General features: G+C 40.2%; 16 protein-coding genes and 1 pseudogene. 13 read left to right on the forward strand and 4 right to left on the reverse strand.

All coding sequences use genetic code 11. The features are described 5' to 3' along the window. Positions 1 to 46: 46 nt before the first annotated feature. From B5X60_RS11815 to B5X60_RS11825, 3 genes are read left to right on the forward strand one after another with little or no spacing between them, the layout of a single operon-like run. A complete protein-coding gene (locus tag B5X60_RS11815) occupies positions 47 to 367 on the forward strand; it encodes a YtxH domain-containing protein (protein ID WP_079702891.1) in 321 nt (106 codons plus the stop codon). 15 nt (positions 368 to 382) lie between these two features. Next, on the forward strand, positions 383 to 739 hold the full coding sequence (locus tag B5X60_RS11820) for a phage holin family protein (protein WP_079702892.1): 357 nt from the start codon (positions 383 to 385) through the stop codon (positions 737 to 739). Then, on the forward strand, positions 729 to 1,199 hold the full coding sequence (locus B5X60_RS11825) for a hypothetical protein (RefSeq protein ID WP_079702893.1): 471 nt from the start codon (positions 729 to 731) through the stop codon (positions 1,197 to 1,199). The genes B5X60_RS11820 and B5X60_RS11825 overlap by 11 nt, the downstream gene beginning before the upstream one ends. Positions 1,200 to 1,256: 57 nt before the next feature. Here B5X60_RS11825 and B5X60_RS11830 read toward each other — a convergent pair. Then, positions 1,257 to 2,195, reverse strand: a pseudogene (locus tag B5X60_RS11830) (GDP-L-fucose synthase family protein). 58 nt (positions 2,196 to 2,253) lie between these two features. On the opposite strand from B5X60_RS11830, the gene trmB reads away from it, so the two are divergent. The 7 genes from trmB (at position 2,254) to B5X60_RS11865 (ending at position 9,910) form a co-directional block, all read left to right on the forward strand. After that, the gene (trmB, locus tag B5X60_RS11835) at positions 2,254 to 2,904 is read left to right on the forward strand and encodes a tRNA (guanosine(46)-N7)-methyltransferase TrmB (protein WP_079702894.1); all 651 of its coding nucleotides are present in this window, start codon (positions 2,254 to 2,256) and stop codon (positions 2,902 to 2,904) included. Then, positions 2,905 to 3,240 (forward strand): MGMT family protein, encoded by a 336-nt coding sequence (locus B5X60_RS11840; RefSeq protein ID WP_079702895.1) that lies wholly within the window; start codon positions 2,905 to 2,907, stop codon positions 3,238 to 3,240. Positions 3,241 to 3,256: 16 nt separating this feature from the next. After that, positions 3,257 to 3,601, forward strand: coding sequence for a carboxymuconolactone decarboxylase family protein (locus B5X60_RS11845; RefSeq protein ID WP_079702896.1), 345 nt, complete (start codon positions 3,257 to 3,259; stop codon positions 3,599 to 3,601). 38 nt (positions 3,602 to 3,639) lie between these two features. Continuing rightward, positions 3,640 to 4,206 carry a DNA-3-methyladenine glycosylase I gene (locus tag B5X60_RS11850; protein ID WP_079702897.1) on the forward strand — a complete coding sequence of 189 codons (567 nt, stop codon included), beginning with the start codon at positions 3,640 to 3,642 and terminating at the stop codon, positions 4,204 to 4,206. Between the two features lie 109 nt (positions 4,207 to 4,315). After that, positions 4,316 to 7,129 carry a DNA polymerase I gene (gene polA, locus B5X60_RS11855; RefSeq protein WP_079702898.1) on the forward strand — a complete coding sequence of 938 codons (2,814 nt, stop codon included), beginning with the start codon at positions 4,316 to 4,318 and terminating at the stop codon, positions 7,127 to 7,129. A gap of 98 nt (positions 7,130 to 7,227) precedes the next feature. Next, on the forward strand, positions 7,228 to 8,655 hold the full coding sequence (locus tag B5X60_RS11860; protein WP_079702899.1) for a glycogen synthase: 1,428 nt from the start codon (positions 7,228 to 7,230) through the stop codon (positions 8,653 to 8,655). Continuing rightward, positions 8,645 to 9,910 (forward strand): glucose-1-phosphate adenylyltransferase, encoded by a 1,266-nt coding sequence (locus B5X60_RS11865; RefSeq protein WP_079702900.1) that lies wholly within the window; start codon positions 8,645 to 8,647, stop codon positions 9,908 to 9,910. The genes B5X60_RS11860 and B5X60_RS11865 overlap by 11 nt, the downstream gene beginning before the upstream one ends. A gap of 3 nt (positions 9,911 to 9,913) precedes the next feature. Here B5X60_RS11865 and B5X60_RS11870 read toward each other — a convergent pair whose 3' ends face one another. The 3 genes from B5X60_RS11870 to B5X60_RS11880 form a co-directional block, all read right to left on the reverse strand. Continuing rightward, positions 9,914 to 10,222, reverse strand: coding sequence for a YbaB/EbfC family nucleoid-associated protein (locus tag B5X60_RS11870; protein ID WP_079702901.1), 309 nt, complete (start codon positions 10,220 to 10,222; stop codon positions 9,914 to 9,916). A gap of 21 nt (positions 10,223 to 10,243) precedes the next feature. Further along, complete coding sequence (locus B5X60_RS11875; RefSeq protein WP_079702902.1) at positions 10,244 to 10,627, reverse strand: response regulator; 384 nt, start codon at positions 10,625 to 10,627, stop codon at positions 10,244 to 10,246. A 119-nt stretch (positions 10,628 to 10,746) separates the two neighbouring features. Beyond that, the gene (locus tag B5X60_RS11880) at positions 10,747 to 11,964 is read right to left on the reverse strand and encodes a serine hydrolase domain-containing protein (protein ID WP_079702903.1); all 1,218 of its coding nucleotides are present in this window, start codon (positions 11,962 to 11,964) and stop codon (positions 10,747 to 10,749) included. Positions 11,965 to 12,153: 189 nt separating this feature from the next. On the opposite strand from B5X60_RS11880, the gene fumC reads away from it, so the two are divergent. The 3 genes from fumC to B5X60_RS11895 are packed head-to-tail and all read left to right on the forward strand — an operon-like array spanning position 12,154 to position 14,910. Continuing rightward, positions 12,154 to 13,551 (forward strand): class II fumarate hydratase, encoded by a 1,398-nt coding sequence (fumC, locus tag B5X60_RS11885; RefSeq protein ID WP_079702904.1) that lies wholly within the window; start codon positions 12,154 to 12,156, stop codon positions 13,549 to 13,551. A gap of 39 nt (positions 13,552 to 13,590) precedes the next feature. After that, positions 13,591 to 14,109, forward strand: coding sequence for a hypothetical protein (locus tag B5X60_RS11890; RefSeq protein WP_079702905.1), 519 nt, complete (start codon positions 13,591 to 13,593; stop codon positions 14,107 to 14,109). A 6-nt stretch (positions 14,110 to 14,115) separates the two neighbouring features. Next, positions 14,116 to 14,910: a S1/P1 nuclease gene (locus B5X60_RS11895; RefSeq protein ID WP_079702906.1), complete on the forward strand. Its 795-nt coding sequence runs from the start codon at positions 14,116 to 14,118 to the stop codon at positions 14,908 to 14,910. The last annotated feature ends 10 nt before the right edge of the window (positions 14,911 to 14,920 follow it).

Below are 14,920 nucleotides of genomic sequence, written 5' to 3' on the forward strand. Positions count from 1 at the left end.
GGTTGATTTGTATTAGTAGTAGATATTAACCTTTAAAATTATTAACATGAACGACAACTCAAAAGTTTTAGCAGCATTGCTTGCAGGACTAGCCGCAGGCGCTGCAATAGGAATCTTATTTGCACCTGAAAAAGGATCAGAAACACGTGATAAGTTAAATGATTCACTAAAAAATCTGGGTGATAGTATTAAAGATCGCGCAGCAGATGAAATAGGAAATTTAAGCGACTTTAAAGATAAGGTTGTTGAGTCAATTAAAAGCAAACTGAAGGGAGCTGAAGAAGAGTACGTAAACGCCAAAGAAACAGTTAGTAAAGCTGCTTCGTCTGCAAGTGATAAAGCCGAAAAAAACCTCAGTAAGGCCTAAAAACAATAATAAAAAATGGAAGAGAAAGAACTGGATGCCAGGGAAATAATTGGCAAGGTCAAGGAGTACGTTGATGTTCGGAAAGAAATCGCCATTCTTTCGGCGGTAGAAAAGGGCTCGCAACTATTTGCCAATTTAGCTACCGATGGTCTTGTTCTTCTGTTTGGTGTCTTAGGAGTTCTTTTCGGGAGCCTCGCCGCCGGATTCTATTTGTCTGAAGTTGTAGGAAACACTTATGCTGGCTTTTTAATCGTTACTGGATTTTACTTTTTGCTAGCTATTATATTCTATGCCGTGAAAGATAAATACATTGAAAAGCATATTGTTAATGCAGCGATAAAAAAGTTTTTTAGAGATAAACATGAGGCCTAAAATTGAAAATATCCAAGACTTGCGAACAGAATTAAGTCGTCTGAGGTCAGAACGTTTGATACAGGAGATTGAGCTAACAAAAGTTACCGCAAGAATTAAAGCCCGATTACATTTTCCTGTCCTTGTTTATAACAAGATCAGTGATTTCTTTATTGAAATGTTTGGAGACGATCCTGAAGATCTCAATAAGACAGATAATAAGGACAAAGACTGGGTAACTAATATCTTTCGGGTCGGGCTTCCTGTTGCACTTAATAAATTTCTCTTCCCACGTTCCGGCTTTCTCATGAAATCAATTGTGGCTTTAGTATCTCAGAAAGCTGCTAAGAATGTAAATAAAGATAGTATTACTGAGCTGATCGATAAAGTCACGGATTGGATTAAAACGCCAAGACCAAAAACAAGAAAAGAGCCGGTATTAGCGGATTATGGTATTCCGCCTGACAGCGAAACATATTAAGCATGAAACCCATCTGGACGGTATCCGGATGGGTTTTTATTTTCCGAGTAGCTCGACCTACTTATTCTTGAATACATTATTCTTGAAGTCCTCATAAGCCATAGTTATGCCTTCTTCAAGTTCCACTTTATGCCTCCAGCCGAGGGAGTGCAATTTTGAAACATCTAGTAATTTTCTTGGAGTTCCATCAGGCATTGAAGCATCAAATATAATTTCTCCTTGAAAGCCAGTGATTTTTTTAATTAAAAGCGCCAAGTCCTTTATCGATAGGTCTTTTCCAGTGCCAATATTAATTAACTGAGGGTCATTATAATTTTGCATGATGAAAAAACATGCGTCAGCAAGGTCATCAGAAAAAAGAAATTCTCGCATTGGTGTTCCGGTCCCTAGAACGGTAACCTCTTTTGCAGAATTTATTTTCGCTTCATGGAATTTACGAATTAACGCTGGAAGCACATGAGCATTCTGAAGGTGGTAGTTATCATTATACCCGTACAAATTTGTCGGCATTACTGATATAAAATTACACCCATACTGAGCCCTGTATGCCTCACACATTTTAATGCCCGCAATCTTTGCAATTGCGTAGGGTTCGTTACTGGACTCAAGAGGTCCGGTTAACATATACTCTTCCCTTATCGGTTGCGGAGCCATTTTGGGGTAAATGCAACTTGAACCTAAAAACATTTATTTCTTGACGCTATAGGTGTAGGATTGATGTATTACATTATTTTGGATCTTCAGATTATCATAAATGAAATTTGCTTTATAAGTCTTGTTGGCAATAATACCACCCACCTTCGCTGCCGCCAGAAAAACATATTCAGGTTTTTCCGTATCGAAGAACGCGGCGACCTGTTTATCGTCCCTTAGATCCAGATCCTCGGAAGTACGTGTGATTAAACTTGTAAAACCCTCACTTTTGAGCTTTCTTAGGATGGCAGAGCCAACCATTCCCCGATGACCGGCAATATATATTTTAGCTCCCTTTTCCAACATACTTATACTAATGATGCGAAGATAAAACTATTTTTGCAAGCTTTAATAATAAGAAATGGGGAAGGACAAGTTACGCCGCTTTGCAGAGATCACTGCCTTTGATAATGTAATTGAACTTGAGGACGGCCAGCAGTTATCAGGCCGATGGTCGGAAATGCAATTTAAAAACAACAATCCGGTAGTTTTAGAATTAGGATGCGGAAAAGGCGAATATACCGTGAATCTTGCCCGGTTATTTCCTGACATAAACTTTATCGGCATCGATTATAAAGGCAACCGAATCTGGCGTGGTGCTAAAACAGCGCTTGAAGAAGGCATTAAGAACGTCGCATTTTTAAGAATCCAAATCGAAAATCTGCTCGATTATTTTACGGAGAAGGAGGTTAGTAATATTTGGATAACATTTCCAGATCCCCAGCCTCAGGTAAGCCGTGAAAAGAAGCGACTCACGTCAGATCGGTTTCTAATAATGTATAATAGAATTCTTAAAAATTCCGGATCGCTTCACTTGAAAACAGATAGCGATTCGTTGTATCGATATACGCTTGAAAAAGTGAGCGGACCTGGTTTTGAAATTCAAATCTGTACGGATGATTTATACAATTCTGAATTCGCAGATGACGTCCTATCCATCAAAACCTATTATGAGAAAAAGTATCTTGCAAATAATAAAAACATTAATTATCTGAAGTTTAAATTCGTATAAATGGAAGAAATGAGCTTTTACGATCAGGTTTACCAGGTGGTCAGGCTTATTCCGGTGGGTCGTGTTAGTTCCTATGGATCTATAGCGTCGTACCTTGGAACAAAAGGATCTGCACGAATGGTTGGGTATGCTATGAATAATGCAAGTTCAGCAATTCCACCGGTTCCGGCTCATCGGGTACTAAACAGGAATGGTATGCTTACTGGAAAATTTCACTTCGGTTCCCCCGTGATGATGCAGCAGCTTTTGGAAAACGAAGGGGTCAAAGTCGTTAATGATCGAGTTCAGGATTTTAAATCCATTTTCTGGGATCCAGCGATAGAATTAGAACTTTAATCAAAAAAATTATGATATGGGAAAACTGGTAGAAGAATTTAATAGTTATCGCACAAAGATGAATGAACGCATCATGGATAGCGCTAATACAAATATTAAGCGCTTCCTTGCATTAGACACAACGAGCTATGCTGATGGAGCGCTGGACGTCAAGACTAAAGAAATGCTTGGGCTGGTAGCTTCAATGGTCTTGCGGTGTGATGATTGTATTAAATATCATTTAGGGAAATGCCATGAAGCTGGCGTTAACACAGAAGAAATGAATGAAATTTTCATGATCGCAAATCTTGTGGGCGGCTCGATCGTCATTCCACATTATCGGAGAGCAGTTGAATACTGGGATGAGTTGTGTACCGGCTAGTCTGTTTTAAAATCAAAATTCCAATTTAACAGCCTATAATGGGACAAGAAAAAATAGTTCGATGCGGATGGTGTGGTACTGACCCGCTGTACGTTAAATATCATGACGAAGAATGGGGGAAACCAGTCTACGATGATAAAACTATGTTTGAATTTTTGATTCTGGAGAGTGCCCAGGCCGGTCTCAGTTGGATCACGGTGCTACGCAAACGCGAAAATTATCGTCAGTCCTTTGCAGGCTTTGATGTTAAGAAAGTAGCAAAATTTACTGATGCTGATGTAGAAAGGTTGATGCAGGACAGCGGAATTATCCGTAACCGCCAAAAGATCGAAGCTGCAATTAACAATGCCCGATTATTTTTAGAAATTCAGAAAGAATTTGGAAGCTTTTCAGATTTTATCTGGGGATACCTCCCTGGTAAAAAGCCTATTATAAATTCGATGAAGGATTATAAAAATGCGCCTGCCCGTACGGAGTTGTCAGACAAAATAAGTGCCGACATGAAAAAAAAGGGTTTCAAGTTCTTTGGCACCACTATTTGTTATGCGCACATGCAGGCGACTGGAATGGTAAACGATCATATTGACGGCTGTATCGCTAAATAACGATAAACAAGACGCAAGAATAATTAGTTTATTAACTTTGAAACTAAGCAGGTGACTATTTAATCCGTGCTTTCATGTCGAACACCAATACTTCAATTTCCAATTCGCAATGAAGAAACTCTTTCTCCTTGATGCATTTGCACTAATATACAGAGCTCACTTTGCACTGAGCAAAAGCCCAAGATTTACCTCTGGTGGTTTGAACACTTCTGCGATAATGGGTTTTACTAATACCCTGCTTGAGGTACTTAAAAAAGAGCAGCCAACTCACATGGCTGTAGTGTTCGATACTGATGCCCCTACCGAAAGGCATACAGATTTCACTGATTATAAGGCTCATCGCCAGGCTATGCCTGAGGATCTTGCTGCAGGAATACCATATATCATTAAGTTAATTGAAGGTTTCAATATACCATGTGTGTTTTCTGATGGGTATGAAGCGGATGACATAATTGGAACACTTGCTAAAAAAGCTGAAAAGGAAGGTTTCACAGTTTACTGTATGACACCTGACAAGGATTTTGGTCAGCTGGTATCTGAAAATATTTTCATCTATAAACCTGCCAGGATGGGAAATGGTATGGAAATTCTTGGTGTCAAGGAAATTTTAGAGAAATGGGAAATTGATCATGTCGAGCAAGTCATAGATATCCTTGGATTATGGGGAGATGCGGTTGACAATATTCCGGGTATTCCGGGTGTGGGTGAGAAAACTGCAAAGCAATTGATTAAACAATATGGCTCGGTTGAAAATATTATCGCCAATAGTCATGAACTTAAAGGGAAGCTCCGGGAAAATGTAGAAAATTTTGCTGAACAGGGCCTTATCTCAAAGAAACTTGCCACAATCCTGCTGAACGCTCCAGTTGAGCTTGATGTAGATGCTTTACATATAGACGAGCCAAACCGGGAAGTCCTGGAACCCCTTTTTGCAGAATTGGAATTCCGGACCTTGGGACGACGTGTCTTCGGGGAAGATTTTACTGTTAATGACGGAAAGCCTTCTTCCAACACCAACGGACAGATGGATATGTTCGCCAGCCCGGCTAACACAAGTATTGATTCCTCGGTTAGGCCACAGGATCCATATGCCGAAAAAGTTCCGGCCTCAAAAAACATTGGGAATACGGAACACAATTATATGCTTGTTGATACTATCGAGAAACGAAAGGACTTAGTTAAGCTCCTATCTCAGCAAAAATGCATTTGCTTCGACACTGAAACCACCTGCCTCGACGCTAACGACTGTGAGTTAGTTGGATTATCGTTTAGCATAAAACCGGGGGAAGCATGGTATGTGCCCTTATCCGCCGACCAGGTAGAATGCCAAGCCTGTGTAGATGACTTTAAACTGATTTTTGAAAACCCTGGAATTGCAAAGGTAGGTCAGAATTTAAAGTATGATATTCTCGTGCTTAATTGGTACGGAATAAACGTGAAAGGCGAGTTGTTTGATACCATGCTCGCTCATTACCTAATCGACCCGGATTCAAGACATAATATGGACCTGCTGGCGGAAAATTACTTAAACTATAGCCCGGTAAGTATTACATCCCTAATTGGACCGAAAGGAAAGTCACAAGGTAACATGCGTGATGCGGACATCGACAAAATTAAGGAGTATGCTGCGGAAGATGCGGACATTACATTGCAACTGCGCGATGTTTTTGAACCGATATTAGAAGGGGTTAATGCTGGAAAATTAGCTCGCGATATTGAAAATCCCTTAATATACGTTTTAGCAGATATTGAAAGAGAAGGGGTTAAAGTTGATCAACAAGCGCTTGCAGACTTTTCCGAGGTGCTTAAAACGGACCTTAAACAGCTTGAAACAAACATTTATGAAAAGGCTGGCGTAAAATTCAATATAGCATCTCCAAAACAACTCGGGGAAGTACTTTTTGATAAATTGCAGTTAGACCCTCAGGCAAAAAAAACCAAAACTGGTCAATACCAAACTGGTGAAGACGTCCTCACGAGGCTCGCAAATAAAAGTGATATAGTGGCAGACATACTAGATTTCCGACAACTTCAGAAGCTTAAGTCTACCTATGTTGATGCTTTGCCTCAAATGATAAATCGGAAAACAAGCAGAATTCATACATCATATAATCAGGCGGTCGCTGCTACCGGCAGACTAAGTTCAAATAACCCCAATCTGCAGAATATCCCTATTCGAACTGAAAGAGGCCGGGAAGTACGTAAAGCCTTCATTCCACGCGATGAAAATCATGTGCTACTTTCAGCCGATTATTCTCAGATTGAACTGCGCCTGATCGCGGAAATCAGCAAGGATGAAAATATGATGGATGCATTTGACAAAGGCCTGGACATCCACACTGCTACTGCTGCAAAGGTATATGGAATTGCGCTTGAAGACGTAACATCCACCCAACGCCGAAATGCGAAAGCTGTGAATTTTGGAATTATTTATGGTCAGTCAGCATTTGGACTCTCTCAAAATCTGGGAATCCCCCGAAAAGAAGCGGCAGAGATTATTGAGAATTATTTTAACACGTATCCAAATATCAAGAAGTATATGAATGACACCATGAACTTCGCACGTGAAAACGGATATGTGGAAACTATTATGGGGCGTCGTCGTTACCTGCGGGATATTAATTCAGCTAACCAAACTGTTCGGGGTTTTGCCGAGCGAAATGCTATAAACGCTCCAATTCAGGGTTCAGCCGCCGATATGATCAAGATAGCGATGATCCGAATCCACCAGGAAATAAAGGATCAGAATCTCGCTTCAAAAATGACAATGCAAGTTCATGATGAGCTTGTTTTCGATGTCCCAAAATCCGAAACCAGTATCATGAAACAGATTATTGAGGAAGGGATGAAAAATGCGATCAAGACTAAAGTGCCAATAGTTGTAGAAGTTGGGGAAGGCTCAAACTGGTTGGAAGCTCACTAAATTTTCCTAACACGTTCGGATGAAGGTCCGGCAATGGATGATTTAATTCATTATCTGAATAACATTTACTAAATTGATTTTCTATCAATTTGAGTTGTATGGATGTAATACACCTGAGTGCAGAATGCTATCCTGTTGCCAAAGTAGGCGGGTTAGGGGATGTTGTTGGAGCTTTGCCAAAATATCTTAATCAGGCCGGTGTGAACGCTTCCGTGGTTCTACCTTATTATGACAGGAAATTTGTTCAGGAAAATGAGTTTGACGAGATCTTTAAATCATCCGCGACTGCGGCGGGAAAGACCTTCGAATATCGGGTATTGCGTGAAAAAACCCGTAAACTCGGATTTGAGCTCTACCTGATATACATTCATGGGTTGCTTGACCGTAAAGAAATATATTGTTACCCTGATGAGATCAAGCAATTTATCAGCTACCAGATTTCATTTATTGATTGGATATATAAAACAAGTATCAGACCGGATATTATCCATTGCCACGATCATCATACGGGTCTGGTCCCTTTTTTGATAACAAATTCACAACTCTACAAAGATCTTGCATATATCCCTACTATCTGTACAATACACAACGGTCAATATCAGGGATGGTTGGGATGGGACAAAGTTTCGTATCTCCCTTCAATAGATTTAAGTAAAGCAGGTTTACTCGACTGGAACAATTGCATTAATTCTCTGGCCGCATCTGTTAAATGCTGCTGGAAGTTCACAACGGTTTCGCCCAATTATCTGCAAGAGTTATCAGTTAATTCCAATGGGCTTGAAAAACTGTTTACGATGGAAAAGAAAAAGGGGGTCGGAATAATTAACGGTATAGATGTTCAAGTCTGGAATCCCGAAACTGACCCAATGATTACCCAGAATTATGCTATCGGCACTGCCGATGAAGGCAAATACCAAAACAAAAAAGTATTATGTGAAGAATTTGGAATTAGTTCAACCAAACCCTTAGTTGTCTTCATAGGCAGGTTGGTAGGGGAAAAGGGAGCCGAACTATTGCCAGCAGCCATTGAGTCATGCCTGAAGACTTTCAAGGGAAAGGTTAATTTTATTGTGCTAGGTTCCGGAGAACCCGAGATAGAAATAGCGCTTAAGAAATTAACTGCAAAACACAAAAAACAGTACGGTGTATATATTGGTTATGATGAGGAACTATCGCACAGAATCTACGCTGGAGCAGACTTTCTTATGATGCCTTCCCGGGTGGAACCATGTGGATTAAACCAGTTATATGCGGTAAGATACGGCACTATGCCTGTAGTACACAGCACAGGAGGCTTAAAAGATACCGTTATTGATGTTGATGATGACGGGTACGGGATAACTTATGACAAATTAGAAGTCCAGGAATTGATAAATGCGGTAGGTCGGGCCTTGAATATATACAAGGACGCCAGCAGCATGTCAGACCTTAGAAAAAAAATGATGTCACTCGATTTTTCCTGGGATCGATCAGCAAAAGAATATATTGACTTATATAAAAGCCTAATTATACCTCATGCAGTCTAAAGTAATCTCCGTTGTACTAGGCGGTGGACAAGGTTCACGTCTTTATCCTTTAACCGATACGCGGTCTAAACCAGCTGTGCCCATTGCAGGAAAATACCGGCTGGTAGATATCCCGATTTCCAATTGTCTCAACTCCGGAATTGAACGCATATTCGTTTTAACGCAATTCAACTCTGCATCATTAAACAAGCATATCAAAAACACCTACCATTTCAGCTTCTTCAGTGAAGCGTTTGTGGATATTCTCGCAGCGGAGCAAACACCAAATAATACTACCTGGTATCAGGGTACTGCTGACGCCGTAAGGCAGTGTTTATATCACCTTGTTCAACATGACTGTGAATATGTGCTCATCTTATCGGGAGATCAGCTTTATCAGATGGATTTTGAGCAAATGGTAAAAAATCATGAAGACAGTGGCGCGGAGATCTCAATCGCGACTATTCCAGTTACTGCCAAGGATGCCACTGATTTTGGGATATTAAAGGCAGATGAGAACAACATCATTACATCATTTATTGAGAAACCAAAAAAAGACGTCCTTCCGGATTGGAAATCTGAAGTTGGTGGAGACATGAGCGCGAGAGGAAAGCAATACCTGGCCTCAATGGGTATTTACCTGTTTAATAAAAAATTACTCTTTGATCTTTTGGAAAATAATAGCAGAACAGATTTTGGTAAAGAGATTATACCACAATCTCTAGTTGATCATAAGGTAGTAAGTTATCAGTATAGTGGATATTGGACAGACATCGGTCATATCCATTCCTTTTTTGATGCAAATCTCGGACTCACAGATAATATTCCAGAATTTAATCTATTCGATAAACGCCCAATTTATTCACGGGCACGCATGCTCCCTCCGTCAAAAATCTCAGGTACAACGCTGGAAAAAACAGTAATTGCCGACGGATGTATAATAAATGCAAGTCGAATTGAACGTTCGGTGATTGGAATTAGAACCCGGATAGGAACAGGTACAACAATCGTTAATACCTATGTTATGGGTGGAGACCGATATCAAACTCTACATGAGTTAACTGAAGCTGCAGAAACCGGCCAGCCAATTATGGGGATTGGAGACCGGTGCTACATTAAAAATGCGATTATTGATAAGAACTGTTTCATTGGAAATGATGTCCGAATAAATGGTGGCCCTCAACTTAAAGATGGTGATTTTAAGACCCATACTATTAAAGATGGAATCGTTGTAGTCAAAAAGCTGGCAGTTATCCCAAATGGAACAGTAATCTAAATATTATTTATTCCCGAATAGATTACCTAATCCTCCCATCATATCCCGAGTAGCAGCCTGCATTTCGGTCTGGCTAACACTTTCTGACTGGTCCAGAGTTTTGTTGATGGCTGTCAATATCAAATCTTCAAGCTCTTCAATCTCTGCGGCTGCCAGAAAATCCGGGTTTATAGTAATGTTAGTGATGCGTTTGTTAGCTGTTGCGGTTACCTTAATTTTTCCACCCTCCACTTCAGATGAAACTGAAATTGTATCCAGACGCTTTTTGATCTCCTCAGCCTTTTGCTGAGCCTCAAATAATTTATCGAACATAGATTTTTTATTGAAAAAGCTCTAAGTTAACGTACTTCTGATAATATCAGGAGACAAGGGCTTTGAAATAAAACCCTTGACAAATGAAAAAGTTTGCGACCGAAGTTTATCCTTTTCATCCACAGAAGAAGTAACAATGAACACGTTGATACTCTTACTAAGTTGAGAACGGAACTTCTCGAAAGCTTCCAAAAAATCCCAGCCATCTATTACCGGCATATTCAAGTCCAGAAGTATAACATCGGGTAATGCTTCAGAATTTTTTGCATTACTTTCAAGGTATTCAAGAGCAAGCTCAGCCTCGGTATAACTGGTGTAACCCTCAAATAGCTCATGCTTAGCGATCATGATCTGAGCTATCCGTTGGTGTATAGGGTCATCATCAATTATAAATACTTTGCTCATATTTTCCAATTTGGCGCTTGGTTTACCTTAGCAATTTAAGTGTTTATAAATAGAAATCGAATTTTATTGGTGAAGTTTTAAAAATTTCTTTATTCGATTGTAAATTACCTTAAAATTTATTAATCTTCATCATCGGAATTATTTGCACCACTGCCGGAATACGCACTTCGTCTAACTACCGGCATTCCCACCAAATTGTATAATTCATCAAGGTGTAACAAACTGCCATTGGTAAGGTTACTCAATAAGATCACAGTAATATCCTCATCCATCTGACGCAGATAAATATGACGAAAGCCATGCCACCATCCCGTATGATAAACTACTTTTTTATTTCCATCCTCAAAAAGTCGCCATCCATAGCCGTAATTAAAATGACCTTTCTGCATGTCATTTCTTGGAGTAAACATAGAATCAAGCGAAGCTTTTTTTAATAATTTTCCATTTCTTAGCGCCCGATCGAAAAGAAACAAATCATGAATTGTGCTGTACACGCCCTTATCGCCAACCGGTCCGTCAAGGAAATTTTGAGCGACTGAGCGTCTCCATGTTCTATCATGTCCTACAACATCGACTGGAATTTTATCATACTCTGCTTTGGAATATACTGCAGTATGTTTTAATCCAGCTGGCTTGAAAACGTTTTCAGCCATATACTGGGAATATTTTTTGCCTGTAACCTTCTCAATGATCGCTGCCAACACCATAAAATTCGAATTGTTGTAGTGGAATCTCTTATTCGGCTGCATATACGGATTAGGCTTATGTTCAGCAATGAGCTTCATAACATCCTGATTCGTTATCCCCGGCCGCTCATCACGTTTTGCCTTTTTCCAAAGTCCATCAACAAAATAAACATAGTTCATCATGCCCGATCGGTGGCTTAAAAGCATCCTTACGGTAATTCCTTCGTAAGGGAAATCAGGGAAAAACTCTTTTACATTCTGGTCGAGCCTGAGCTTACCATCCTCGACAAGCATCATTATTCCTACGGAAGTGAATGGTTTAGAAACCGATGCAAGCTCAAAGACGGAATTGATCTTCAAGCTATCCCTATGCAAGTGATCTGCCCAACCAATAGCTTTCTCGTAAATGATCTTTCCATTTTTTGCTACGAGTATATTACCATTGAAGCTTGACCGTTTATGGAGTCTCATCGCAAAATCTTCGTAGCGGGGATCAGCTTTTTTAGGATCATAAATTAGGGCAACGCTATCGGTTTCATCATCTGACTCAGTTCGTTCCTGGGTTCTCGTCTCCGGTGGTGTTGACGAGCAGGAGTAAAATAAAATTGTAATCGGGATGAAGGCTAAGAATTGACGCAAGTAAGATATCATTGAAGCTAATTATCGGTACATATTAATGGTGAAAATTATAAATTATTACAATCAGGAACGGTAAAGAGTTTTACACAACACCGTATTTCGACGTTTTCAGTCGACAGTAAACCCGGGAAATTGTGAAGAATTGCCCCTAACACTGCCTAAAAAAATCTAAATTTGTAGAAAAACAAAATTCCTATTTCAATGACCTACAGAGTAGAACACGACACAATGGGCGACGTTCAGGTGCCTGCTGATAAATATTGGGGAGCACAAACACAACGCTCCAGAAATAACTTTAAAATTGGTCCGGAAGCATCAATGCCAAAAGAGATAATTGAGGCATTTGCATATTTGAAAAAAGCTGCTGCGTACACCAATACCGATAGTAATATTTTAACCGAAGAAAAGCGTGATTTAATCGCCCAGGTTTGTGATGAAATCCTGGATGGCAAACTGGCTTCAGAATTCCCCTTGGTTATCTGGCAGACCGGTTCGGGAACTCAGTCAAACATGAATGTGAATGAAGTAATCGCAAATCGCGCGCACGTTTTGCAGGGTAACAAACTAGGTGAGGGTAAAACGTTCGTGCATCCCAATGATGACGTGAACAAATCTCAATCATCCAATGACACTTTCCCTACCGCGATGCATATTGCGGCCTATAAACTTGTTTCAGAAGTAACTATTCCTGGAGTTGAGAAACTTAGAGATGCGCTTGAAAAGAAAGTTAATGAATTTAAAGATGTTGTAAAGATAGGCCGCACTCACTTGATGGACGCCACTCCACTTACACTGGGTCAGGAATTTTCGGGATATGTGTCGCAGTTAAACCATGGCTTGAAAGCTTTAAGAAATACACTGGATCACTTATCTGAACTTGCCCTTGGCGGAACGGCTGTCGGTACTGGGATCAACACACCAAAAGGATACGACGTAACTGTCGCAAATTATATTGCAAAGTTTACAGGATTGCCTTTCCGTACGGCCGAAAATAAGTTTGAAGCCCTTGCCGCTCACGATGCTATCGTTGAAACCCATGGCGCTCTTAAACAGATTGCTGTGTCACTAATGAAAATTGGAAATGACATTCGAATGTTAGCCTCAGGTCCTCGTTCGGGTATTGGAGAAATCCATATTCCTGACAATGAACCAGGTTCTTCTATTATGCCAGGAAAAGTTAACCCAACGCAAAATGAAGCAATAACCATGGTTGCTGCCCAGGTAATGGGGAATGATGTTACAATTTCTATTGGCGGGTCAAACGGGCACTATGAGCTCAATGTATTCAAACCTGTTATGGCGGCTAATTTTCTTCAATCGGCAAGGTTGATCGGTGACGCGTGTATTTCCTTCACTGATAATTGTGTTGCTGGGATCGAGCCAAATTTTGATGGTATAAAAAAACATCTAGAAAATTCTCTTATGCTGGTAACCGCTCTTAATCCACATATTGGATATGAGAATGCTGCAAAAATTGCTAAAACGGCACTCAAGGAAAATAAATCATTACGGGAGGCTGCGCTGGGGCTTGGACTTCTCACCAACGAACAGTTTGACCAGTGGGTCCGTCCGGAAGATATGATTGGAGGCTTAAAATAATCAGGTTTTAAAAGAACCCTACTACATGTATCAACGATCATGCCTAGTGTTATCCCAATGAGGCTATTCGCTTTTTGCGCTATTGTATTAGGCTTCGCCGGGCTGAGTTCTTGTAAGTTCAACCCAAATTTGCAGGGAAAGGGTAGAGAAGATCTTCAGGGAACCTGGGATGAGGGACAGGTGGCTTATCAAAATGAAAGGCTTCAATATTCGAAACATCAGTTTCGATTCAATTGCGATTCAGTATATATTACTATAAAAACGTCTGCCAGGGTAAATACTAATCCTGACAGTTGTTTTAATAATGGAACCTGGACGGAATATGCTAAGGGGGTCTACGAAACGAAAAAAGACACTTTATTGATAAGCGCAACTTTTACAAAATCTGATTTCAAACAGAAAATCTCTGGCTGTTATCGGATCGGTCAGTATTTACCTGCCTTTGTAATAAGAAAATCGACCACTGATACCTTATATTTAGAAGGCTTACAGGATCATCTGCCCCTGAAGCTCGTTTTAAAAGAAAAAACAATCTGCGTTCAAAAACCATTAAACTAACCGCACATGCTGAATAATAAATCAAAAAAAATAATTCTAGTAGCTTTTTTGGCTTACCTGCCAATAAGTACAATGGCTTGGGGCTTGCTTGGACATAGAGTTGTCGGAGAGATCGCGGAAAGCTACCTTAAACGGCGGACAAGTCGGGAAATTAAAGAGATTTTGGGTAACGAAACCTTGGCCATGGCAAGTAACTGGGGAGACTTTATTAAATCTGAACCAGCCTACAAATACTTGGACAACTGGCATTATATCAACTTAAAATCTGGCATAAGTCCAGACGAATTGAAAGCTTATCTTGCACAGGATACAGTAACTGATGTTTATACCCGAATACAATTTCTTAGCAAAGAACTTAGAGATAAATCCCTTTCACAGGACAAAAAGCAGATGTATTTACGACTCCTGATACATTTCGTCGGGGACATTCACCAGCCGATGCACGCTGCGCATCCTGATGATCTTGGTGGCGGCAGATTCCAGGTGACATGGTTCGGCCAACCGACAAACCTGCACCGTGTTTGGGATAGTGATATGGTTGAAGACCAAAAGTTAAGTTATACTGAATATGCGCGAGCAATAAATTTTATTGATAACACCCGCCTTAAACAGTTGCAGGGCCAGGGGCTATCAGAATGGGTAACTGAATCTTATGTAATTTCTGAAAAGATCTACGCTAATGTTAAACCCGGTGACAAACTTAGTTACCGTTATACGTATGACTATATCGGAATCGCAAATGATCAGATGCTTAAAGGTGGAATCCACCTAGCCTCTTTATTGAATGATATTTTCAAATAAAAACAGTTAG

Origin of the sequence: Daejeonella lutea (assembly GCF_900168015.1) — a bacterium.
Classification (GTDB): Bacteria; Bacteroidota; Bacteroidia; order Sphingobacteriales; family Sphingobacteriaceae; genus Daejeonella; species Daejeonella lutea.

Excerpts from the sequence above, each read along its gene's own strand:
- B5X60_RS11815 (WP_079702891.1), top strand. The coding sequence starts at position 47 with ATGAACGACAACTCAAAAGTTTTAGCAGCATTGCTTGCAGGACTAGCC.
- B5X60_RS11825 (WP_079702893.1), top strand. The coding sequence starts at position 729 with ATGAGGCCTAAAATTGAAAATATCCAAGACTTGCGAACAGAATTAAGT.
- B5X60_RS11860 (WP_079702899.1), top strand. The coding sequence starts at position 7,228 with ATGGATGTAATACACCTGAGTGCAGAATGCTATCCTGTTGCCAAAGTA.
- B5X60_RS11840 (WP_079702895.1), top strand. The coding sequence starts at position 2,905 with ATGGAAGAAATGAGCTTTTACGATCAGGTTTACCAGGTGGTCAGGCTT.
- fumC (WP_079702904.1), top strand. The coding sequence starts at position 12,154 with ATGACCTACAGAGTAGAACACGACACAATGGGCGACGTTCAGGTGCCT.
- B5X60_RS11870 (WP_079702901.1), bottom strand. The coding sequence starts at position 10,222 with ATGTTCGATAAATTATTTGAGGCTCAGCAAAAGGCTGAGGAGATCAAA.
- B5X60_RS11895 (WP_079702906.1), top strand. The coding sequence starts at position 14,116 with ATGCTGAATAATAAATCAAAAAAAATAATTCTAGTAGCTTTTTTGGCT.
- B5X60_RS11890 (WP_079702905.1), top strand. The coding sequence starts at position 13,591 with ATGCCTAGTGTTATCCCAATGAGGCTATTCGCTTTTTGCGCTATTGTA.
- B5X60_RS11880 (WP_079702903.1), bottom strand. The coding sequence starts at position 11,964 with ATGATATCTTACTTGCGTCAATTCTTAGCCTTCATCCCGATTACAATT.
- B5X60_RS11865 (WP_079702900.1), top strand. The coding sequence starts at position 8,645 with ATGCAGTCTAAAGTAATCTCCGTTGTACTAGGCGGTGGACAAGGTTCA.
- B5X60_RS11875 (WP_079702902.1), bottom strand. The coding sequence starts at position 10,627 with ATGAGCAAAGTATTTATAATTGATGATGACCCTATACACCAACGGATA.
- B5X60_RS11820 (WP_079702892.1), top strand. The coding sequence starts at position 383 with ATGGAAGAGAAAGAACTGGATGCCAGGGAAATAATTGGCAAGGTCAAG.
- polA (WP_079702898.1), top strand. The coding sequence starts at position 4,316 with ATGAAGAAACTCTTTCTCCTTGATGCATTTGCACTAATATACAGAGCT.
- B5X60_RS11845 (WP_079702896.1), top strand. The coding sequence starts at position 3,257 with ATGGGAAAACTGGTAGAAGAATTTAATAGTTATCGCACAAAGATGAAT.
- B5X60_RS11850 (WP_079702897.1), top strand. The coding sequence starts at position 3,640 with ATGGGACAAGAAAAAATAGTTCGATGCGGATGGTGTGGTACTGACCCG.
- trmB (WP_079702894.1), top strand. The coding sequence starts at position 2,254 with ATGGGGAAGGACAAGTTACGCCGCTTTGCAGAGATCACTGCCTTTGAT.